The sequence below is a fragment of the Parabacteroides sp. B2-S-102 genome (genome assembly GCF_023656665.1).
GTDB lineage: Bacteria > Bacteroidota > Bacteroidia > Bacteroidales > Tannerellaceae > Parabacteroides > Parabacteroides distasonis.
Map to the genome: position 1 here is coordinate 182,381 of NZ_JAMOKM010000003.1, position 21,980 is coordinate 204,360.

Below are 21,980 nucleotides of genomic sequence, written 5' to 3' on the forward strand. Positions count from 1 at the left end.
AGGTTTAAACCTCTTTTGTTAAAAACTCCTCGATTTTTTTCACCGCATGATGATACGAGGCCTTCAAAGCCCCGACAGAGGTACCTAGTATCTCGGACATCTCCTCGTACTTCATCTCCTCGTTATACTTCATATTGAAAACCAAGCGTTGTTTCTCCGGCAAGGTAAGAATAGCGTTTTGCAATCTTACCTGTATCTCGTCACCATCGAAGTATTCATCCCCTTTCAAACGTTCCAGCAAAAAGGTATCCGCATCGTCGATAGATACGTTATTCATATTTCGCTGTTTATTTAGGAAAGTAATGCATTCGTTGATTGCGATCTTATAAAGCCATGTAGATAATTTGGCCTCACCGCGAAAAAGCTCGATGTTCGTCCAAGCTTTCAAAAATGTATTTTGGAGTAAGTCGTTCGCATCCTCATGATCCAGTACCATCTTTCGTATATGCCAATACAACTTCTCGCCATACAAGCTTACGACCTTGGCGAAGGCCTCACGTTGTCGGGCCGGGTCCCGAAGCTGTACTACAATTTCGTCTTCTGTATAGGATTGCATTTTTTCTATTTTGGGAAGTGCCCAGAACAGGACTCGAACCTGCACGATCGCAAAACCACTCGCACCTGAAACGAGCGCGTCTACCAATTCCGCCACCTGGGCTTTTTTTAATCATTCTGAAGCGCAACCTATCGGTATTGCGCATACAAAGGTAATCGTTTTTTCCAATTAGCAAGCAAATGAAAATAAAAAAAGCGACCGTCCCTTCCGGAACGGCCGCCCATATCATTAATCACGGGAGTCGATTACATCATACCGCCCATTCCGCCACCCATACCCGGGTTCATCGGAGGCATAGCCGGAGTCTCTTCTTTTTTCTCAGCGATCACGCACTCAGTAGTCAAGAACATACCTGCGATAGAAGCAGCGTTCTCCAATGCTACGCGAGTTACCTTAGCTGGGTCGATTACACCAGCCTCGCACAAATTCTCGAAACAGTCCTTACGAGCGTTGTAACCGAAGTCGCCCTTGCCTTCCTTCACTTTCTGAACGATAACGGCACCTTCCTTACCAGCGTTAGCTACGATCTGGCGAAGCGGCTCCTCGATAGCGCGCTTAACGATCTCGATACCTGTAGTCTCGTCCTCGTTGTCGCCCTTCATACCTTCCAATGCATCGATAGCACGGATATAGGCAACACCACCACCGGGCACCGTACCTTCTTCGATAGCGGCACGAGTTGCGTGTAATGCGTCATCCACACGGTCTTTCTTCTCTTTCATCTCAACCTCAGAAGGAGCACCTACGTAAAGAACAGCTACACCGCCGGCCATCTTAGCCAAACGCTCTTGCAATTTCTCTTTATCATAATCAGATGTCGTATTCTCCATCTGGATCTTGATCTGGCCGATACGAGCTTGGATAGCCTCCTTGTCACCAGCACCATTTACAATGGTAGTGGTATCTTTGTCTACCGTGATCTTCTCAGCGGTACCTAGCATATCCATTGTAGCACCTTCCAATTTCAAACCTTTCTCCTCAGAGATAACCGTACCGCCTGTCAATACAGCGATATCTTCCAACATAGCCTTACGACGGTCGCCGAAGCCCGGAGCCTTAACAGCGCAGATCTTCAAGGAACCACGCAGACGATTCACTACCAATGTAGCCAAAGCCTCGCTGTCGATATCCTCAGCGATGATCAAAAGAGGACGTCCGCTCTGTACGGTCGGCTCAAGGATAGGAAGAAGGTCTTTTAATACGGAGATCTTCTTGTCATAGATCAAGATATACGGATTCTCCATCTGGCACTCCATCTTCTCTGTATCCGTTACGAAGTACGGAGAGATATAACCGCGGTCGAACTGCATACCCTCAACTACGTCAACTGTAGTTTCAGTACCTTTAGCTTCCTCAACCGTGATAACACCTTCAGTCTTCACACGTTGCATAGCCTCCGCGATCAACTTACCGATAGCCTCGTCACCATTTGCGGAGATCTTCGCTACATGCTCGATCTTCTCGAACTTATCACCTACAGCCTCAGCTTGGTTAGCGATGCTCTCTACAACCTTAGCGACAGCCTTGTCGATACCACGTTTCAAATCCATCGGGTTCGCTCCGGCAGTAACGTTCTTTAAACCGACACCAATGATAGACTGAGCCAAAACCGTAGCTGTAGTCGTACCGTCACCGGCGTTATCGTTTGTCTTGGAAGCCACTTCCTTAACTAATTGAGCACCCATGTTCTCGAACGGGCAAGTCAACTCAACTTCTTTAGCAACCGTTACACCATCTTTCGTGATGTGAGGAGCTCCGAATTTCTTCTCGATAATTACGTTACGACCTTTCGGGCCTAATGTTACCTTAACAGCATTAGCCAACTCATCCACACCTTTCTTCAAAAGGTCGCGGGCATCCATATCGTATTTAATCTCTTTTGCCATGATTGTATCTCTTTTTAATATTGTTGTTTATAAAAATGAATTAGATAATAGCTAAAACGTCTGCTTGGCGCATGATCAAGTATTTCTCACCGTCTAGTTCGATTTCCGTACCTGCATACTTACCATACAATACGTTATCACCAACCTTTACAACCATCTCCTCGTCTTTCGTTCCGTTACCTACGGCTACAATCTCACCCTTTAAAGGCTTTTCCTTTGCTGAGTCAGGAATAATAATTCCACCTAATGTTTTCTCTTCCGCAGCGGCCGGCTTAATCAGCACGCGGTCTGCTAATGGTCTAATGTTCATTTTCTTGGTATTTTAAATGTTAATAATATTACGTTTTTAGTTTATGAACTTTGTGTTCACGCCTAAGTCTATGCGAATAGTGTGCCAAACGTATTCACCCGAGTTCGACTGACAATATTTCGGACGAAATAGACAAATATCCGAAGAGATAACTGACAACTTGTCTTTTTGCATCTCTCAAAAGGATTATCAATCGACCAGCAGCGTATTCATGGAATATGCTTTTACGATCGGAGTATAGACTCGATCGCCTATGCGGATGGAAAGGGAACGATCATCACTGGTCTCATTGGCGATAATCAAGGCGATACTGTTATCCGGGTTACGGAATGCCAGCAGATTCGTATAGGCTCCTTCCGTTTCTAATTTATATGCACCGGGCTGGACATAATGGCTGACATGTTTCATCACGTAGTATTCCGGAGTATATCGATAGCTCTTGGTTTGCGGATCTACGACAACCAATGAGTTTTGCGCCCATCCCCAACGACTGATCCCTCCATTTTCCAAAGATATATTCCAATACATATAGGCAGAAACGCCATTATCCAGAAAATGTCGCATCAACCCCCAAGAATACATGGCACCCTTCCAATCGTTCTTGCCATCTCCACATTCTTGCTCGGTTTGGTAAAGCTTCAACCCGGGATAACGTTTGTGGATTCCGGCGATAGCTCCCTTACCCGCCCATTGGAAACCGACACCTTTTACATATTTACCACTAGCGGGATCTGTCAATACCGTATCAACAAGCGACTCATTCGCACGTTCCATCGTGCCGAACATAATATCCACTCCTTGAACCTGCATGGCCGGCCCGAGATAATTACCGATAAAATTAGCCAAAGAAGCCGATGTCCAACAACAACTCGGGAATATTTGCGCAGAGTTGAACTCGTTCTGGGGCATTATGGCAAAGATTGGAATTCCGTGTTTCTTATAGGCCTCGATAAATTTAGAGAAATAGAGGGCATAGGCTTTCAGGTAAAGAGAGTCTTGGATAAACATATCCGTACCTTCATGGCCGACCTTATCGGCCGACAAACCATTTCGATACTTCTCGTCATAATTCTCACCCGTATAGGCAGAGGCATAGTGTTTGTTATATTTCATCCAAGCGGGAGGGCACCACGGGGAAGCCCACAAGCGTAAGTCTGGCTGATACTTCCGAGCGTTCTTGATAAAAGGAATCAACGTTTGTTGGTCATTGGCGATGGTAAAATGTTCCATTGTGAAATCACCGTCTACCTCGTCATACGAATACCAATCACGGGAGAAATCATTTGCTCCTACAGGCATCCGGCAAATCGTGAAGTTGGCTCCGACTCCGGGGAAAAAAAGCTCTTCCATGATTTCCTCACGTACACTTGGCTCCAGCTTACTCAAGGAAAGCCAACCTAATTCATTAAAACAGGCTCCGAAACCATCAATTTGTTGTTGATGCTTTTCTGTTAGAATTGTTATATCAATATTAGGTATCGTATCCGCAAGGGCGGAGATCAGATCGGGTTGCTCAGCCCAAGGGGTATTCTCGGTTGTCGTTACCCACTCGGCCCGGGGGGTGAAAGAGCAGGAAGAAAGGTATAAAGATATTGAGAGTATAAAAACAGGTATTTTCATGGTCGTTTCATTAATTTATAAGTTTAGAACCATTTAAACACGGACTACACGGATGACACGGAACACACGGATAAATACTAATACCGTGTCATCCGTGTAGTCCGTGTTCCATAATCCACTATTCTCTAAAAGCGTTCTATCAGCTCCTCGATAGTCACAAGGGTTTGCTCACCCGTGAGCATATTCTTTAAGTTGATTTTATTCTCGGCCATCTCATTCTCTCCGACTATCGCGACGAACGGGATTTTCTTAGCGTCCGCATATCCCATTTGCTTTTTCATCTTAGTAGACTCAGGATATAGCTCTGTACGAATCCCCGCCTTACGAACCTTAGCGATCAGTGGCAATAAATAAATCTCCTCTTTCTGTCCGAAGTTCACGAATAGAAGCTGTGTAGTCTTCAAAGAGCCTTCCGGATATAAATCCAATTGGTTCAATACATCAAAGATACGATCAGCGCCGAAAGAGAAACCGACACCAGATACGCCTTCCATGCCAAATACCCCTGTCAGGTTGTCATAGCGACCACCACCCGTGATACTACCGATCTGTACGTCCAAGGCTTTCACCTCGAAAATCGCACCTGTATAATAGTTTAAGCCACGAGCCAATGTCAGATCAAGCTCTAATTCCGCACGGATTGGCGTATGAGAGATGCGCTCCAAGATAAAATCCAATTCAGCTACACCTTTCAAACCAGTCTCAGACGCAGATAATACCTCTTTCAAGGTAGCGATCTTTTCTTGATTTGAACCCTGCAGCATAATGATCGGCTGCAAACGCTCGATCGCCTCCTCGGGTAAACCCTTGGAACGAAGCTCTTCATTCACGTTGTCCAAGCCAATCTTATCCAGCTTGTCGATAGCGACCGTAATGTCTACGATCTTATCCGCCTCGCCTATGATTTCGGCAATACCGGAAAGGATCTTACGATTGTTCATCTTGATACACACACGAATGCCAAAGCGATGGAACACCTCGTCCATAATCTGGATCAGCTCCACCTCATTGATCAAGGAATCAGACCCCACAACGTCGCCATCACATTGGTAGAACTCCCGGTAACGTCCCTTTTGCGGACGATCTGCACGCCAAACCGGTTGGATCTGGTAACGTTTGAACGGAAAACTGATCTCATTACGATGTTGTACCACGTAACGGGCGAACGGAACGGTCAAATCATAACGCAAGCCTTTCTCACAAGCCTTAGCAGCAAATCTTAACGGGTTCTTTTCCATTAACTCCTCATCCGAGATACCAGCGAAACAATCTCCGGAATTCAATATCTTGAAAAGGAGCTTATCCCCTTCCTCGCCATATTTACCCATCAATGTAGAAAGGTTTTCCATGGCAGGAGTCTCTATTTGCTGGAAGCCATACAAGTGAAATACTTCACGGATCGTGTTGAATATATAATTACGTTTCGCCATTTCCTCCGGCGAAAAGTCTCGGGTACCTTTGGGTATGGAAGGTTTTTGCATGATCTTATGTTTTAAATGATTATTCTGGCCGCAAAGGTAATGTTTTTGCTCGAAATAAATAAGAAAATAACAATGCCCACTGTAAGGAGCTTACAATCGCAGTCATAAGCATCTTACAATGGGCATTCTAACATCCTTACAATGGGCATCCATGGAAAGCCTCTTCCGAGGCTTATCAATCCCGGCTTCTTCCCCCCAAGAATATCATTATATAATATAATAATGTAGCAAGCGAACCTAACGCGGCGACCACGTACGTATAAGCGGCGGAACGTAAAGCGTCCTCTGCCTTATCATGCGTATAAGCATTTGTTATACCGGCATTGCTCAACCACGCTAAAGCACGTTGGCTGGCATTGATCTCGACCGGAAGCGTGATAAAGCTAAATAGCGTAGTCGTAGCGAACAAGATTATACCGAATAACAATAGCTGAGGAAACGTATGCAATAATAACATACCACCCAGCAACACCCATGTCATGATATTAGAGGCGAAACTAACAACCGGAACCAAAGCCGAACGCATTCTCAACGGAGCGTAAGCGGTAGCATGCTGCACAGCGTGACCGCACTCATGGGCGGCAACCGCAGCGGCGGCGATACTATTGCTATAATAAACCGACTCACTCAAGTTCACCGTCTGGTTAGCGGGATTGTAATGGTCCGTCAGATGTCCGGGTGTAGAAATCACCTTTACATCATAGATACCATTGTCATGCAACATCTTCTCAGCGACATCTTTTCCTGTCATGCCATTCGGCATAGGGATTTTCGAATACTTCTCAAACTTGCCCTGAAGGCGGGATGACACCAGCCAACTCAATAGCGCAAATCCAATAAATATAATCCAATACATACTCATAAATTTCTATCTTATTTAGTTTTATAAAACAACGACAAAAAGTTTGCCAAAGACAAAAATGGCAGGAGACACCCCTTGAGGAATGTGGTCTTCTGCCATTTTGTACGATTTATAACGAGTTTATTCTTCTGTATATCTGACAATCGTCTGCTCACGATCCGGTCCTACGGAAACGATCTTCACAGGCACACCCAGTTCTTCCTCCAAGAAAGAAAGGTAAGCGTTGAACTCCTCCGGGAACTCGTCCTCGCTCTGCATCTTCGTCATGTCCATCTTCCAACCCGGTAACTCCACGTATACAGGTTCGATCGTATCATCGATCTCATACGGGAACTCATTAGTCTCGACACCATTCATCTTATAAGCCACGCAAGCCTTGATCGTATCGAAGGTATCCAACACATCACTCTTCATCATGATCAATTGGCTTACACCGTTGATCATCACGGCATATTTCAAGGCAACCAAATCAATCCAGCCACAACGGCGTTTACGTCCCGTAACCGCACCGAACTCATGGCCTAATTGACCGATCTTATCTCCCACCTCATCAAACAACTCGGTCGGGAACGGACCGCTACCTACACGTGTACAATAAGCCTTGAAGATTCCATATACCTCACCGATATTCCGGGGAGAAACACCCAGTCCCGTACAACATCCGGCACAGATCGTGTTAGAGGAAGTCACGAATGGATAAGAACCGAAGTCTATATCCAGCATCGTACCTTGAGCGCCTTCCGCCAAGACCGACTTACCTTCCTTCAAATAGTTATTGATGACATGCTCGCTATCAATCAATTTGAATTGTTTGAGATAGTTCAAGGCCTCCATCCATTGAGCCTCCATCTCGGTTATATCATATTCATAGTTCAATGAACGCAAGATCGCTTCATGTTTTGCTTTAGCGGCCGCATATTTCTCTTCGAAGTTATGCAATAAATCGCCCACACGAACACCGTTACGGCTAATCTTATCCGTATAAGTCGGGCCGATACCCTTTCCAGTCGTACCGATCTTTCCGGAACCTTTTGCGGCCTCGTAAGCGGCATCCAAGATCCGGTGAGTAGGTAAAATTAGGTGAGCTTTCTTAGAGATATAAAGCTGCTTGGTGATATCGTGACCACTCGCTGCCAATGATTCCGCTTCCTGCTTGAACAATAACGGGTCCAGAACGACACCGTTACCGATTACGTTTATTTTTCCACCTTGGAAAATACCGGAAGGAATCGAACGTAACACATACTTTTCCCCGTTAAACTCCAATGTATGTCCGGCATTAGGGCCTCCTTGAAAACGAGTTACCACATCGTAATTCGGAGTCAGCACATCGACAACCTTGCCTTTGCCCTCGTCGCCCCATTGCAATCCTAACAAAACGTCTACTTTCATCTTTTCTATATTTATTATAGGCTATTAATATTCTTATTTAACTGACCTTTGCTGCTTAAACTTGCATTTACTGCACAGGCCATAAATGTACAAACAATAATACTCCGGCGTAAAACGAGAGACTTTCAAGTTTCTCATATCCGCTTTCAACGCACTATTTCGCAGCTCCCGCATGGTCCCGCATCTCGTACAAACCAAATGCAAATGCGTATCAGCATAAATCCTCAACTCATATTGCACCGACTGGACGGTTATTTGATGACGCACCACCAAACCGGCATCAACCAGTACATCCAACGTATTATAGAGTGTTGCCTTACTGACATGGAAGTTGTCTTGCTCCAACCGATCCGAAAGCATACACACATCAAAATGACCGGGAAAAGCACATATCTCCTTGAATATAGCATATCTCTCCTCGGTTTTCCGCAGTTTCTTCTCCGTTAGATATTCGGTAAACAACGCACGTATTTCCGTATAAACTTTCGCTTCCATCTCCTAAAGACCGCACAAACGACAAAGTTAGCGCATTTATTTTAAACGCAAAGCCTTACCGATAATATTCAAACTCGAATTTTAATTCATTATAGATTTCTTGTAATTCCGGCGTGTTTCCCGCAGCCTCCTGAAATTCCTTGAAACCGTCTAGGATCCTTTCCGCATTCCCCTCGGATTGACGCCCATAAAACTTCATGGCTTGAATAGACGCTTGTTTCTCTTTCAGCGTAGATTTAAAATCCTTAGTCTCCGCTAGACTACTTAAGGTTTCTGCCAAGAAAGATCCTAAAACCACAGAAGATAAGCTGCCACCTCGCTTGAAATTCTCGGCCCAAGTAAGAAAGGCGACCGTGCGAGCGAACTCATTTTTCTTATCAGCAACCAGATCAGACGTGAAGTCCTCCATATAAGGCAGATGAACGAACAAGTTCCGGCAACAATGCTCCGCGATCTCTAAATAAGGAATCTCCTTGACCCAACGTTTCGCCTCATCCAAAGGCAACGTCTCGGCGGGTTGGAGAAAGGTCGCCAATATCTTAAACTCACGGATGTCTTCTTTCCATAAAGCCGCCGCTAGCTCTCCATTCGGTTTATGCTTACGGGCGATTCCCTTTATTTCGGGGTACGGAACCCCGAAATTTAACTTATATACGATACCTTTCTCACGCATACTCGTAGAAATCACCCCGTTCATCGCCAAACGAAGTTCCTTACGGATCTCCCTTATCTCGTCTTGTAAACTTTCCATCTATTAATTATTATAAGTCGGCAAGAAAGAATAATCACGGCCATAACGAAGCATCTGATCTGTATAACCTTCCGTGTAGTCCAAGACAATATCAGTAACCTCACCGTTAGAGTTCTTTACCTCTTTCATCACAGGATTGACAAAACCTTTATAGGGAGCCAAGTTTAACTTAGCATAGCGCTCCAAGACCTCCGCATGCAGCTCCGGATCTACTTTCACGCCGTATCCTTCAACAAGATTCTTTCCGGCCGCATAGTCACCCTCACTCTTGATACGTTGAATCTCAGCAAGCAATGTCCCAAACAACTCACGTAACCTCGGATAGTCATTCACAACCACATAGGTCTTGCCATCCCGTTTTTTCAGTTCGATCACATTCGCTTCCTTCCCTTTCTCGTAAGCCCACTTAGCGATCAACTGACGGTTACGCATATGCGCCTCTTCTACATTCTTGCCTAGCTCGATGCGAACCAACTGGGTCATCAAGCCATTCATTATATATTTATAGTATTCCGATTTATAAGCCTCGCCGTCCGGAAGCAATCCCAGTTCCACCAGCTTTGGATCTGCCAAATAATACAGGCCAAACAAATCCGCACGGGTTTCCTCCAGTGTAGAGCTATAGGCTTTCAGCGCATCCGGGTCCGTATTTTCCAGCAATTTACCGGAACCATGTCCCAGACACTCATGTAAATCCGTATGTAGATTATCCGTTAAGAAACCGTACTGCCTCATACCGTTCCGCTCCACGTCACTCCAAACAAACTCTTCGCTAAAGCCATTTCCTTGAGACGCCTTATCATAAGCCTCCGTGATATTCTCTATCGTAACAGACTTCGAGCCATGATCCCTACGAATCCAATCCGCATTTGGCAAATTGATACCGATCGGGGTAGCCGGATAGCAATCACCTCCCAACATAGATACCGTGATTACCTTAGCGCTAACTCCTTTCACCTTCTCTTTCTTGAAACGCTTATCTACCGGAGAATGATCCTCAAACCATTGCGCATTATCACTGATGATTTTTGTACGCTTAGTCGCCTCCTTATTCGTAAAATTCACGGTAGACTCCCAGCTTGCTTTCATTCCTAACGGATCCCCATAAGTCTCGATAAAGCCATTCACAAAATCCACCTCCGAAGCTGTATCCTCTACCCAAAGGATCGAATAAGCATCGAAAGTCTTCAAATCGCCCGTTTGATAATATTCGATCAATTTCCCGATGATCGCTTTCTGCATATCATTCTCGGCGAAAGGCAAGGCTTGTCGCAATTGATCTACGATTTTTTCTATCGCGGCGGAATAAAGCCCTCCTACTTTCCAAACCTTTTCAACGACCGTACCGTTCTCTTTTACCAAACGGCTATTCAACCCGTAAGAAATCGGGGAAATGGTATCCTTTCCCATTTTCATTTGCGCATAGAAGTCCTCTACCTCTTTTTGACTGATGCCTCCCCCGTAATAATTATTAGAAGAAGCTTTGATCAGATCACCGTCACCGCTTTGTACGCTACGCTTTGGCATAACGCCCGGATCAAAGATTACCGGAGCGATCTCGATCATGAACTGATCCACGTTTTGATTCTCACGAAGAGGTAACTTCTTAGCGTCGATTTGGTGAATACAATCCATCAAGAACTCAGGAGAAAACCCCGGGGCAAACTTGTCCAACGCATAATGATGATGGATACCACTGGAGAACCACACCCGTTTCAAATAGGTTTCCAAAGCCTTGAATTGAGGGTCCTCCCGATCTCCCTTATAATTCGTATAAATAGCCTCCAGTGTCCTGCGGATCGCCAGATTATAGCGTCCATTCTGATCGAAGAATATATCACGTCCCATCAAGGCCGCTTCGGAAAGATGATATAATAGTTGCTTTTGTTGCAAGGACAGGGACTCAAAACCCGGAACTTTATAGCGAAGAATCTCCAGATCAGCGAACTGATCCACTACATAATTGAACTCCTTATCGGAATTTTGAGATGCCGTATCCGACTGTTGGCCTGTACAAGCCGTCATAACCATAGCTGTCATAAGCGATAACATTATTTTTTTCATACTTACTACGATTTGCTTTTCCTATAATATATTACATCTAAAGTACATAGTTTGAAGGCCCGCATTCCAATAAGGGCCAACCGCAAAGATAGAGAATATACAGTCAATATCAAAGGTTTGAGATTTTTTCTCTACTTTTGTAAGTTCAAAAGCAAAGACAAAAAAGAGAATGGAAATAGCGGCATTAGTTTCAGGAGGAGTAGACAGCTCTGTCGTAGTGCATCAACTCAAAGAGGCAGGATACGATCCGACCATCTTCTATATCCGTATCGGTATGGAAGACAAGGATGGCTATATCGATTGCCCGGCGGAAGAGGATATCGAGATCACCTCATATATCGCCCGCAAGTATGGATGCCGGTTCGAGATCGTCTCCCTACACGACGAGTATTGGGATCGGGTGGTAAGCTATACGATCGAATCTGTCAAACGCGGTCTTACCCCTAACCCGGATATGATGTGTAATAAATATATCAAGTTCGGTTGTTTCGAGGAAAAATGGGGCAAGGATTTCGATAAGATCGCTACCGGTCATTATGCCACGACCACGGAGATAGACGGCAAGATATGGCTTTCTACCGCCAAGGACCCGGTAAAAGATCAGACTGATTTCTTAGGGCAAATCACCCGCCTACAGATACAGAAACTCATGTTTCCGATCGGGCATTTAATGAAAAGTGAGGTACGTGCCATCGCCGAGGCCCAGAAATTGCCGAGCGCCAAGCGTAAAGATAGCCAAGGCATTTGCTTCTTAGGCAAGATTAACTACAACGACTTTATAGAGCGTTATTTAGGGAAACGCCCGGGAAAAATCGTGGAACTAGAGACGGGTAAGGTCTTGGGTAAACACAATGGATATTGGTTCCATACGATCGGCCAACGTAAGGGATTGGGATTAAGTGGCGGCCCTTGGTTCGTTATCCAAAAAGACATTAAGCGAAATATCATTTATGTCTCCAACGGCTACGACCCGGAAACGCAATATGGCAAGGTGATTAATATGCAAGGTTTCGATTTCATCACGGAAGATCCATGGGGAGAATTTGAGGGTGAGAAAGAAATCACTTTCAAGATCCGTCATACCCCGGAATTTACGCATGGCTACATCCGTCGTATCGGAGATCTATATCGTGTAGAATCCGACGAAAAGATTCAAGGTATCGCTCCCGGCCAATACAGTGTAATCTACGACAAAGACCATCACTTATGTCTGGGCAGCGGCATGATTATTGATGAGACCAAGTAACGCATATTCAGATTTATTCTAAATAAAAAACGGTCGCCTCAAAAGGAAGCGACCGTTTTTATTTTTCTATCTTATTCTATTAAATAGCATACAAAGAGCTGATAGACTCTCCACTACATACACGACGGATCGCCTCAGCGAACATGTCAGCGACAGATAATACCTTTACTTTCTCGCATTTCTTAGCGTAAGGAATAGAATCCGTAAAGATCATTTCCGCTAAAGCGGACTGATCTACACGAGTAGAAGCCGGATCAGACATCACAGCGTGGCTGGCGATAGCACGAACAGACTTAGCGCCATTCTCCAACATCAAGTTCGCGGCTTTCGTAATTGTTCCGGCCGTATCCACCATGTCATCAACCAAAAGGACATCCAAGCCCGTCACATCACCGATAATACGCATCTCGGCCACCTCATTGGCACGCAAACGAGATTTGTGGCAAATGACCATCGGCAAGCCTAAATACTTAGAATAGCTGCTGGCACGTTTCGTACCACCAACATCTGGAGTCGCGATACACAAGTTATCCAAAGGCAAAGACGTCTTGATATAATCCAAGAATACGGAAGAAGCATATAAGTGATCCACCGGAACATTAAAGAATCCTTGGATCTGATCCGCATGAAGGTCCATCGTAATCAAACGATTGATACCTGCCGTACTCAACATATCAGCGATCAACTTAGCGCCAATAGAAACACGAGGCTTATCCTTTCTATCCTGACGAGCCCAACCGAAGTAAGGGACTACAGCGATGATTGAATGTGCGGAAGCACGTTTAGCCGCGTCAATCATCAGAAGCAACTCCATCAGATTGTCTGAATTAGGGAATGTAGATTGTACTAAGAATACATCTCTACCGCGGATAGACTCTTCATAAGAAACAGAGAACTCACCATCGGCAAAGTGCTGGATATTCATCTGTCCCAGAGGACAACCTAAACTGTTGCAAATTTTCTCTGCAAGATACCGGGAGTTCGTTCCCGAAAACACCAAGAAAGGAGTTTGTGCACTCATTATTCCGAATATTTATCTTAAAGTGAATAGATTTAAATTGTGCCGCAAAAGTACAAAACTTATTTACAATAACCTCTTTATATTTGGAAAACTTTCTATATTTGCAACCGCAATGATGAAGTATTTACTCTATTTCTTCGTATTGGTAAGTGTATTTCTGACTTCGGGTTCTTCATCAACTCCCGAGAACCAACAGAAATACAACGATATTTACACCATGTACTCTCCGAATGAAGACAAGACGGAATACAATATCCCCCAAGCAGATATCGAACGATACGAAAAAGAGCTATACAACGGAAAACAAAGCTATAAGATGGAAGATGGCTATATCAGGGCTTCACTATTCCGCAACATCTCCACATCAAAAAACTCAAGGACAAACCTATCCTCATCCGCGGAAAGGATCGTACGGTTTATAAAAACTCAATATCCTAAAGAAAGACAAACATTCATTTCATTTTGTATAAATCCCCTTAAGTTCTCCTATGGGTACTATATCTATACTCTAAGACGTATTCTCATTTAAACTCTCTTTCCCCCTTATTTCCATCAAAAAAGTAGAAGATAGCACTTTAATGTCTGCATTCTCACTATTCTTATTTTCTAGATTTCTCAAAGGGAATAGAATAAACATCTATTTTGTTTTCTTATTGGGTCATATAGGATAGTTCTTATCAATTAATAATCAATCTAAAATGGAATTTTTATTAGACTTCATCTTACATATCGATCAGCATATGATCGAGATCGTACAAGAATATCATACTTGGGCCTACGCGATATTATTCCTAATCATTTTTTGTGAAACGGGATTGGTAGCCACCCCATTCTTGCCCGGGGATTCCCTCTTGTTCGTCGCCGGAGCGATAACAGCGTTACCCGGTATGCCTTTAGAGATAAATCTTTTAGCCTTGATATTATTCGCGGCGGCAGTATTGGGAGACTCCTGTAATTATATGATAGGTCATTTTTTTGGTCGTAAACTATTTAACAATCCCAACTCCAAGATATTCAAGAAAAGCCATTTGGACAAAACGCATGAGTTCTACAAAAAATATGGAGGCAAAACCATAATCATCGCCCGATTCGTACCGATTGTCCGTACTTTCGCTCCCTTTGTAGCCGGAATGGGTAAAATGCACTATTACTATTTCATGATCTACAACCTGATAGGCGGCGCTTTCTGGGTACTGCTTTTCTGCTATGCAGGATACTTTTTCGGAGATCTTCCTTTCGTACAGCAGAACCTCAAGCTATTGATCATAGCAATTATATTCATATCCATACTTCCTGCCGTAATAGAGGTAGTACGGGCAAAACTAAAAGCACGGAAACAGAGATAACAAACTTTCATTCAACAACCAAGTATTTAAAAACGATTTAATATATACATGTATGAAAAATTCTTTTTTTAGTCGATTCACCCCCAAAGAACCCAAGTTCTTTCCACTCTTAAAGCAATTGTCTGAAATATTATCCGCCTCTTCCAGCATTCTGGTAGAAAGCTTACGACATGATTCTCCTACGGAAAGAGCTAATTATTATAAGCTAATCAAGGATAAGGAACGGGAGGGGGACAAACTGACCCATCTGATCTTTGATGAACTAGGAACGACATTTATAACCCCCTTCGATCGGGAAGACATTCACGACTTAGCCTCATCCATAGATGATGTTATTGATGGAATAAACAGTTCCGCCAAACGTATTACCATCTATAACCCACGCCCCATCTCTGATAGCGGAAAAGAATTGAGTTTACTCATTCAACAAGAGGCGCACTATATCAGCAAAGCGATGGATGAACTCGAGACTTTTCGCAAGAAACCGACTACGTTACGTGATTACTGTACCAAGCTACATGACATAGAAAACCAAGCGGACGACGTATATGAGCTTTTTATCACGAAGCTTTTCGAGGAAGAAAAAGATAGTATAGAGCTTATCAAAATCAAAGAAATCATGCATGAGTTGGAAAAGACAACGGATGCCGCCGAACATGTCGGTAAAATATTAAGGAACTTGATCGTAAAGTACGCATAAAACAGGGCTATATTATGGAATTATTAGTGATTATCATCATTCTGTCTCTGATATTCGATTATATCAATGGCTTTCATGATGCGGCAAATTCGATAGCGACCATTGTATCGACCAAGGTCCTTACCCCTTTTCAGGCTGTAATATGGGCAGCATTCTTTAATTTCGTCGCATTTTTCATCGCTAAGTATATAATCGGGGGATTCGGTATCGCCAATACCGTATCAAAAACCGTAGTAGAGCAGTATATCACATTACCGATTATCCTGTCCGGGGTAATCGCCGCTATCGCATGGAACCTGTTCACTTGGTGGAAAGGTATTCCTTCCTCTTCTTCCCACACCCTTATCGGAGGATTCGCCGGAGCGGCTATCATGGCACACGGCTTTGAAGCGATCCAATTGAACATTATCCTAAAAATAGCGGCTTTCATTTTCCTTGCTCCCTTCATAGGCATGATTGTCGCTTTCGGGTTTACCTTATTAGTGCTTCATATGTGCAAAAGAGTGCACCCTCATACGGCAGAGGTATGGTTCAAGAAACTCCAACTCGTATCTTCCGCCTTATTCAGTATCGGGCATGGATTGAATGATTCCCAAAAAGTGATGGGTATTATCGCCGCGGCCCTAATCGCAGCCCACTCCGAGGGATTGGGAATGGGGATAAATAGTATTTCCGATTTACCCGACTGGGTAGCGTTCTCTTGTTTCACCGCTATCTCACTTGGAACCATGTCCGGTGGCTGGAAAATAGTAAAGACAATGGGTACTAAAATCACGAAGGTAACCCCCTTGGAAGGGGTTATCGCTGAGACAGCCGGTGCCTTCACTTTGTACCTTACGGAGTTTCTGAAGATCCCAGTCAGTACCACGCATACAATTACAGGGGCTATTATCGGAGTTGGTGCGACCAAACGTCTTTCAGCCGTTCGTTGGGGAGTAACTCAAAGCTTGATGACCGCATGGGTTCTTACGATCCCGGTAAGTGGGCTTTTAGCAGCTGGCATTTATTATATGGCTTCCCTTCTTTTCATTTAAATCAAAGAAAAAAGTCATCTAGCTTCATCGGGCAAGTATGTTAAGTTACTTTGCCATTTCACTTAAGTTACTTGCCCGATGAAGCTAGATGTCCCGTATCAACCACCTAACTCCACCAACGAATTATCTATACAGCACACCTAAACTTTTCAAGAAAGCTCTTATTTATGGAGAAAAGAGAACTTTAGCATCTTACCGGAATAAGCAGGGAGTTTCACTTGATAAGGATAAGCGTCTGTTAGCGTACTGATAGTCGTTTCCCCGGTTAACAAGTCGGTCAATTCAGCCGGTTTGTTATCCTCAAAATCAAGAGCCTTGAATGCCTCGACCGGGATATTTACCCATACACATTGGTCGGCACGGTCGAAATTCACGACAACCAGAAGTACCTCGTTCTTCCATTTGCGCAAGAACGCATACTGACGGTTCGGATTGAAATAAGGATTACCGGAGTTCGCGTACATCAAATCATAAAACGCTCCCTCGACAATAACCGGCTCGGATCGTACCACATTCAATAACTTAGCGTACATCTCACGCAACGAGCGTTCTGCCGGCGTTAATTTAGCCCCATCAAAGAGTCCATTATTATTCCAGTTTCGCAAACTCTCGACGCTCCAATAATCGAAGATGGTCGTACGGCCATCACGTCCACTGAAACCTTCCGCATCCATTCCTCTTTCGCCAAGTTCCTGACCACTATAGATCATAACCGGATTTGTATTCATGGCAGCGGAGACAATCATGCCCGGAATACCCGGACGAGCATCCCCCGCAAAGAAATCAGAAGCGACACGCTGTTCATCGTGATTCTCCAAGAAATTTAACATATTTTTCTGGATTCCCTCCAACGATTGCCAACAATGCGATATATTACTAGCCGGAGCCTGTCCGCACATCACCGCACGAACCGTATCATAAAGACCAACCTTGTCATACAAATAATCAAAGTGTCCCGTATAAATATAATTCCTATACTCATCCGGATTATACACCTCCGCTATAAAGATCACATCACGCACCTTCTTCACCTGAGGAATCACCCAGTTCCAAAACTCTACCGGGACCATCTCAGCCATATCACAACGAAAACCATCCACCCCCTTATCAGCCCAGAACAACAAGATCTCCAACATTTTCTCCCACGTATTGGGAATGGTATTGAAATGGCAAGCACCACCGTGCATATAATCCACGCCGTAGTTCAGCTTCACCGTCTCATACCAATCGTTCTGGCTTGGATAGGCATCGAAATGATTGTTACCGGTCACCTTCGCCGGAAACTCACTATAGGCAAAATCCTCCTCACGCTGCGGATCAAAACGAAGCGTCAAGGTTTGCCCCGGAAGATAATAAAAGTTATTATTCACATCAAAAGCCTTGGACACATTATCCGTTTGACCTAAGTCCTCCACGAAAGGTTCCCGTGCGTCCGAGAAATATTGACGTGCTACATGGTTGGGTACAAAATCGATAATAACCTTCATCCCAGCCTCATGCGTACGTTTCACCAAATCCTCGAACTCACTCATACGGTTCTGGATATTATCCGCCAAATCCGGATCTATATCATAGTAATCTTTTATAGCATATGGAGATCCGGCCTTACCTTTTACTACGGCAGAATGGTCTTTCCGGATGCCAAACATGGTGTAATCGGTTTTTGTAGCGTGCTCTATCACCCCTGTATACCATACATGAGTAACACCTAGTTCTTTGATTTTGGATAAAGCCAAAGGAGTAAAAGCCGAAAACTTACCCACTCCATTCTCGGCTAAACTACCATTCATTACAGGAGATGGTCGCAGATTCCCAAACCAACGCGGGAATACCTGATAAATTACCATCTTGTTTTTTTGTTCCATTGCGTTCATCTATATATAAAGTTTTTGTGGGAAAGCGCTTTGTCCAGACAGACGATTTGTCACGGCATCAGGCCTTTCTTTCTTGCCGCGATCGCTTTCACCAAGGTTTCATATTTATTCTCATACAACACTTTCTCAAAGCAACGGGCAGCGGCGGAATAGCCAATATTACAAATCACGTCTACATTCTCAAGATCGAATGTCTTATATAAGCCAAACTCCTCCGCTTCTATTAAGACATCACACATCTCTCGATCCTCCAGCGTATTTGCCCGGAACATATAATGATAAGAGCGCTCGGCGATATGGAATATGGTCTGCTTATATTTTTGCGGGATCAACGGGCTTACGTTCACCCCAATAATACGCTCACATTCCTCACGGATGATGGAGACCGGAAAGTTGTGAAATAATCCTCCATCCACATAATGAACGCCATTGATGACTACAGGACTGAAAATAATCGGGATACTACAAGAAGCTGTCACCGCCTCAACAATAGGACCACTCCTAAATTCATGGCTTTCGCCATTATCCAAATCAGTCGCGACAACCACCAGAGGAATTTGCAAGTCCTCGATGTTCTTGGTCCGCAAGTGTCGCCTCAAGAAATAACGAAAGCGCTTACTATCGAACAAACCCGCCTTAGGAATCTGCAACTGGGCGAATTCCGAGAACTCACGTCCGGTAAAAAGCTCTTGGATCTCCGCCGCCGAATAACCATCGGCAAACAAAGCGCCCATTAAAGCTCCCGCGCTGGTACCGACTATAATATCCGGTCTTAGCGCACATTCTTCCATCATTCGAAATACGCCGATATGCGCAAAACCTTTCGCTCCGCCTCCGCTAAGCGCCAAGCCCAACCTATAGGGTTTATGGTTTGTCTCTTCTGCCATTTATTTCTTGTCTCTTAATCTGGTAACAAATATGCTGTTTTTTTTAATTAGAAACATTATTATTAGGGAAAAAGTTTCCATCCTCTTTTATTTTTGCTACATTTACACGGAAAGCAAAGGTGTTGTCACATTGTTTTCTTAAGTATAACATTAAATCTACCATGTTATGATTACGAGTATCTTCTGGATTATCCCGTTAGCGTCTGTCCTAGCGCTAGCATTCGCCTGGTTCTTCTTCAGGCAAATGATGAAAGAGAGTGAAGGAACTGAGTTGATGAAAAAGATCGCCTCCTTTGTACGTGAAGGGGCGATGTCGTATCTGAAACAGCAATACAAAGTAGTCGCCTCGGTTTTCGTTGTCCTAGTAATCTTATTCTCTATTATGGCCTATGGCTTCCATGTTCAAAACGAATGGGTTCCGATCGCCTTCCTGACAGGAGGTTTCTTTTCAGGATTAGCGGGTTTCTTAGGCATGAAAACAGCGACTTATGCCTCGGCCCGTACAGCGAACGCAGCCCGCACTTCCTTGAATAAAGGTTTACAAGTGGCTTTCCGAAGCGGGGCGGTCATGGGCTTAGTAGTCGTTGGGCTTGGATTGCTGGATATCTCATTCTGGTATATCCTGTTAAATGCTTTCATCCCAGACGAGGCTTTGGACCCGACCCATAAACTCACCATTATCACGACAACCATGCTTACATTCGGAATGGGTGCCTCCACGCAAGCCTTGTTCGCACGTGTGGGAGGAGGAATCTATACGAAAGCCGCCGATGTCGGAGCGGATTTAGTAGGTAAAGTTGAGGCTGGGATCCCGGAGGACGATCCTCGTAACCCGGCGACAATCGCCGATAACGTAGGCGACAATGTAGGTGACGTCGCCGGTATGGGAGCCGACCTATATGAATCTTATTGCGGTTCCATCCTAGCGACCGCCGCATTGGGAGCCGCCGCATTCGTTTCTTCCGGAAGCGTAGAATTACAATATAAGGCGGTTGTCGCCCCAATGCTTATCGCCGCTGTCGGTATCATTTTATCTATTATTGGTATTTTCGCCGTCCGTACGAATGAGAACGCGACGATCAAGCAACTACTGAAAGCCTTAGCCATAGGAACGAACTTGAGTTCCGTATTGATCGCTATCTCCACGTTCGGGATTCTTTATGTATTAGGCATGGAGAATTGGTTCTGGATCGGTTGTTCCGTGATCGTAGGTCTGCTAGTCGGAATCGTGATCGGGCAAGCGACGGAGTATTATACCTCCCAGTCCTATAAGCCGACCCGGCTGGTTTCCGAATCGGGGCTGACAGGCCCGGCAACGGTTATTATCTCCGGTCTCGGACTAGGGATGCTCTCTACGGCCATCCCGGTACTTGCCGTCGTGGTCGGTATTATTTGTTCCTTCTTGTTCGCCTCCGGATTCGACTTCACGAACGTGGGCATGGGATTATACGGAATCGGTATAGCTGCCGTAGGTATGCTATCGACCTTAGGTATTACGTTGGCTACAGACGCTTACGGTCCCATAGCGGATAATGCCGGAGGCAACGCCGAGATGTGTAACCTAGGGAAAGAAGTCCGCAAGCGTACAGACGCATTGGATTCATTAGGAAATACGACTGCCGCTACAGGTAAAGGTTTCGCTATCGGTTCCGCTGCGTTAACCGGCTTGGCTCTGTTGGCCTCTTATGTAGAAGAGATCAAGATCGGTTTGCTCCGTTTAGGAGAGACCGTCCTGAACTTTACCGATGGCAGGAGTATCGAAATATCTAAAGCCTCATTCTCGGACTTTATGGTATATTATGATGTTACCTTAATGAATCCTAAGGTTTTAGCCGGAATGTTCCTAGGTTCCATGATGGCATTCATGTTCTGTGGCCTTACGATGAACGCTGTAGGACGTGCGGCCGGGCACATGGTGGAGGAAGTTCGCCGTCAGTTCAAGGAAATCAAGGGTATTCTGACTGGAGAGGCACAACCGGATTATGCCCGTTGCGTTGAGATCTCGACGAAGGGAGCGCAACACGAAATGGTACTTCCCTCCGTTTTAGCTATTATCGCCCCCATCTTAACGGGACTCATATTTGGTGTGACAGGCGTTGTCGGACTATTGATCGGTGGATTAAGCACGGGCTTCGTATTAGCCGTATTCATGGCGAACGCCGGAGGAGCATGGGATAACGCAAAGAAATTCATCGAGGAAGGAAACCACGGCGGCAAGGGTAGCGAGGCGCATAAGGCAACCGTTGTCGGCGATACGGTTGGCGATCCGTTCAAAGACACTTCCGGCCCGAGTTTGAATATCCTTATCAAGTTGATGAGCATGGTAGCGATCGTGATGGCGGGATTGACGGTGGCTTGGAGTTTGTTTTAATAGTTGACCGTTAGTAGTTGGCAATTGACAGTTAGAGAAGTAAATCGACAATTTAATAGAGAAAACTAAATAATTGTCAATCAT

19 protein-coding genes and 1 tRNA gene are annotated in these 21,980 nt (G+C 44.7%); 6 read left to right on the plus strand and 14 right to left on the minus strand.

Going from position 1 to position 21,980, the window contains the following annotated elements:
- Positions 1–4: 4 nt before the first annotated feature.
- The 11 genes from NBH07_RS05790 to NBH07_RS05840 all read right to left on the minus strand — a co-directional run bounded on the left by NBH07_RS05790 (position 5) and on the right by NBH07_RS05840 (position 11,417).
- On the minus strand, positions 5–556 hold the full coding sequence (locus NBH07_RS05790; protein WP_008772592.1) for an RNA polymerase sigma factor: 552 nt from the start codon (positions 554–556) through the stop codon (positions 5–7).
- A gap of 18 nt (positions 557–574) precedes the next feature.
- Positions 575–658 (minus strand) — tRNA-Leu (locus NBH07_RS05795).
- A gap of 143 nt (positions 659–801) precedes the next feature.
- On the minus strand, positions 802–2,442 hold the full coding sequence (gene groL, locus NBH07_RS05800; RefSeq protein ID WP_005858786.1) for a chaperonin GroEL: 1,641 nt from the start codon (positions 2,440–2,442) through the stop codon (positions 802–804).
- Between the two features lie 40 nt (positions 2,443–2,482).
- Positions 2,483–2,752, minus strand: a complete 270-nt coding sequence (locus tag NBH07_RS05805; RefSeq protein ID WP_005858788.1) for a co-chaperone GroES — start codon at positions 2,750–2,752, stop codon at positions 2,483–2,485.
- A 189-nt stretch (positions 2,753–2,941) separates the two neighbouring features.
- Entirely contained in the window at positions 2,942–4,372 is a 1,431-nt protein-coding gene (locus NBH07_RS05810; protein WP_009017029.1) for a glycoside hydrolase family 30 protein, read from the minus strand.
- A gap of 125 nt (positions 4,373–4,497) precedes the next feature.
- The gene (gene hisS / locus NBH07_RS05815) at positions 4,498–5,853 is read right to left on the minus strand and encodes a histidine--tRNA ligase (RefSeq protein WP_009017028.1); all 1,356 of its coding nucleotides are present in this window, start codon (positions 5,851–5,853) and stop codon (positions 4,498–4,500) included.
- Between the two features lie 175 nt (positions 5,854–6,028).
- Positions 6,029–6,715 (minus strand): zinc metallopeptidase, encoded by a 687-nt coding sequence (locus tag NBH07_RS05820; RefSeq protein ID WP_005868492.1) that lies wholly within the window; start codon positions 6,713–6,715, stop codon positions 6,029–6,031.
- 120 nt (positions 6,716–6,835) lie between these two features.
- Complete coding sequence (locus tag NBH07_RS05825; RefSeq protein ID WP_009017027.1) at positions 6,836–8,107, minus strand: adenylosuccinate synthase; 1,272 nt, start codon at positions 8,105–8,107, stop codon at positions 6,836–6,838.
- Between the two features lie 33 nt (positions 8,108–8,140).
- Positions 8,141–8,602 (minus strand): Fur family transcriptional regulator, encoded by a 462-nt coding sequence (locus NBH07_RS05830; RefSeq protein ID WP_005858797.1) that lies wholly within the window; start codon positions 8,600–8,602, stop codon positions 8,141–8,143.
- 55 nt (positions 8,603–8,657) lie between these two features.
- Complete coding sequence (locus NBH07_RS05835) at positions 8,658–9,353, minus strand: DNA alkylation repair protein (RefSeq protein ID WP_005858799.1); 696 nt, start codon at positions 9,351–9,353, stop codon at positions 8,658–8,660.
- Positions 9,354–9,356: 3 nt separating this feature from the next.
- Positions 9,357–11,417 carry a dipeptidyl-peptidase 3 family protein gene (locus NBH07_RS05840; RefSeq protein WP_250833485.1) on the minus strand — a complete coding sequence of 687 codons (2,061 nt, stop codon included), beginning with the start codon at positions 11,415–11,417 and terminating at the stop codon, positions 9,357–9,359.
- Between the two features lie 169 nt (positions 11,418–11,586).
- On the opposite strand from NBH07_RS05840, the gene mnmA reads away from it, so the two are divergent.
- Positions 11,587–12,663, plus strand: coding sequence for a tRNA 2-thiouridine(34) synthase MnmA (gene mnmA / locus NBH07_RS05845; RefSeq protein WP_005868490.1), 1,077 nt, complete (start codon positions 11,587–11,589; stop codon positions 12,661–12,663).
- A 79-nt stretch (positions 12,664–12,742) separates the two neighbouring features.
- Here mnmA and NBH07_RS05850 read toward each other — a convergent pair whose 3' ends face one another.
- A complete protein-coding gene (locus tag NBH07_RS05850) occupies positions 12,743–13,684 on the minus strand; it encodes a ribose-phosphate pyrophosphokinase (protein ID WP_005858805.1) in 942 nt (313 codons plus the stop codon).
- Between the two features lie 115 nt (positions 13,685–13,799).
- On the opposite strand from NBH07_RS05850, the gene NBH07_RS22750 reads away from it, so the two are divergent.
- The 4 genes from NBH07_RS22750 to NBH07_RS05865 all read left to right on the plus strand — a co-directional run bounded on the left by NBH07_RS22750 (position 13,800) and on the right by NBH07_RS05865 (position 16,764).
- The gene (locus tag NBH07_RS22750) at positions 13,800–14,213 is read left to right on the plus strand and encodes a DUF8440 family protein (protein WP_488199320.1); all 414 of its coding nucleotides are present in this window, start codon (positions 13,800–13,802) and stop codon (positions 14,211–14,213) included.
- Positions 14,214–14,382: 169 nt separating this feature from the next.
- Complete coding sequence (locus tag NBH07_RS05855; RefSeq protein WP_005868486.1) at positions 14,383–15,030, plus strand: DedA family protein; 648 nt, start codon at positions 14,383–14,385, stop codon at positions 15,028–15,030.
- Positions 15,031–15,082: 52 nt separating this feature from the next.
- A complete protein-coding gene (locus NBH07_RS05860) occupies positions 15,083–15,730 on the plus strand; it encodes a DUF47 domain-containing protein (protein ID WP_005868485.1) in 648 nt (215 codons plus the stop codon).
- Between the two features lie 14 nt (positions 15,731–15,744).
- The gene (locus NBH07_RS05865) at positions 15,745–16,764 is read left to right on the plus strand and encodes an inorganic phosphate transporter (protein ID WP_005868484.1); all 1,020 of its coding nucleotides are present in this window, start codon (positions 15,745–15,747) and stop codon (positions 16,762–16,764) included.
- A 161-nt stretch (positions 16,765–16,925) separates the two neighbouring features.
- Here NBH07_RS05865 and NBH07_RS05870 read toward each other — a convergent pair whose 3' ends face one another.
- Both NBH07_RS05870 and NBH07_RS05875 read right to left on the minus strand, forming a co-directional pair.
- Positions 16,926–18,629 (minus strand): alpha-amylase family glycosyl hydrolase, encoded by a 1,704-nt coding sequence (locus NBH07_RS05870; protein ID WP_008777935.1) that lies wholly within the window; start codon positions 18,627–18,629, stop codon positions 16,926–16,928.
- A 59-nt stretch (positions 18,630–18,688) separates the two neighbouring features.
- Positions 18,689–19,525, minus strand: a complete 837-nt coding sequence (locus tag NBH07_RS05875; RefSeq protein WP_009017022.1) for a patatin-like phospholipase family protein — start codon at positions 19,523–19,525, stop codon at positions 18,689–18,691.
- 166 nt (positions 19,526–19,691) lie between these two features.
- On the opposite strand from NBH07_RS05875, the gene NBH07_RS05880 reads away from it, so the two are divergent.
- Positions 19,692–21,896, plus strand: coding sequence for a sodium-translocating pyrophosphatase (locus tag NBH07_RS05880; RefSeq protein ID WP_005858819.1), 2,205 nt, complete (start codon positions 19,692–19,694; stop codon positions 21,894–21,896).
- The last annotated feature ends 84 nt before the right edge of the window (positions 21,897–21,980 follow it).

Bases quoted from the DNA above. Each gene is read 5' to 3' on its own strand.
- NBH07_RS05790 (WP_008772592.1), bottom strand. From the start codon at position 556: ATGCAATCCTATACAGAAGACGAAATTGTAGTACAGCTTCGGGACCCG.
- groL (WP_005858786.1), bottom strand. From the start codon at position 2,442: ATGGCAAAAGAGATTAAATACGATATGGATGCCCGCGACCTTTTGAAG.
- NBH07_RS05805 (WP_005858788.1), bottom strand. From the start codon at position 2,752: ATGAACATTAGACCATTAGCAGACCGCGTGCTGATTAAGCCGGCCGCT.
- NBH07_RS05810 (WP_009017029.1), bottom strand. From the start codon at position 4,372: ATGAAAATACCTGTTTTTATACTCTCAATATCTTTATACCTTTCTTCC.
- hisS (WP_009017028.1), bottom strand. From the start codon at position 5,853: ATGCAAAAACCTTCCATACCCAAAGGTACCCGAGACTTTTCGCCGGAG.
- NBH07_RS05820 (WP_005868492.1), bottom strand. From the start codon at position 6,715: ATGAGTATGTATTGGATTATATTTATTGGATTTGCGCTATTGAGTTGG.
- NBH07_RS05825 (WP_009017027.1), bottom strand. From the start codon at position 8,107: ATGAAAGTAGACGTTTTGTTAGGATTGCAATGGGGCGACGAGGGCAAA.
- NBH07_RS05830 (WP_005858797.1), bottom strand. From the start codon at position 8,602: ATGGAAGCGAAAGTTTATACGGAAATACGTGCGTTGTTTACCGAATAT.
- NBH07_RS05835 (WP_005858799.1), bottom strand. From the start codon at position 9,353: ATGGAAAGTTTACAAGACGAGATAAGGGAGATCCGTAAGGAACTTCGT.
- NBH07_RS05840 (WP_250833485.1), bottom strand. From the start codon at position 11,417: ATGAAAAAAATAATGTTATCGCTTATGACAGCTATGGTTATGACGGCT.
- mnmA (WP_005868490.1), top strand. From the start codon at position 11,587: ATGGAAATAGCGGCATTAGTTTCAGGAGGAGTAGACAGCTCTGTCGTA.
- NBH07_RS05850 (WP_005858805.1), bottom strand. From the start codon at position 13,684: ATGAGTGCACAAACTCCTTTCTTGGTGTTTTCGGGAACGAACTCCCGG.
- NBH07_RS22750 (WP_488199320.1), top strand. From the start codon at position 13,800: ATGAAGTATTTACTCTATTTCTTCGTATTGGTAAGTGTATTTCTGACT.
- NBH07_RS05855 (WP_005868486.1), top strand. From the start codon at position 14,383: ATGGAATTTTTATTAGACTTCATCTTACATATCGATCAGCATATGATC.
- NBH07_RS05860 (WP_005868485.1), top strand. From the start codon at position 15,083: ATGAAAAATTCTTTTTTTAGTCGATTCACCCCCAAAGAACCCAAGTTC.
- NBH07_RS05865 (WP_005868484.1), top strand. From the start codon at position 15,745: ATGGAATTATTAGTGATTATCATCATTCTGTCTCTGATATTCGATTAT.
- NBH07_RS05870 (WP_008777935.1), bottom strand. From the start codon at position 18,629: ATGGAACAAAAAAACAAGATGGTAATTTATCAGGTATTCCCGCGTTGG.
- NBH07_RS05875 (WP_009017022.1), bottom strand. From the start codon at position 19,525: ATGGCAGAAGAGACAAACCATAAACCCTATAGGTTGGGCTTGGCGCTT.
- NBH07_RS05880 (WP_005858819.1), top strand. From the start codon at position 19,692: ATGATTACGAGTATCTTCTGGATTATCCCGTTAGCGTCTGTCCTAGCG.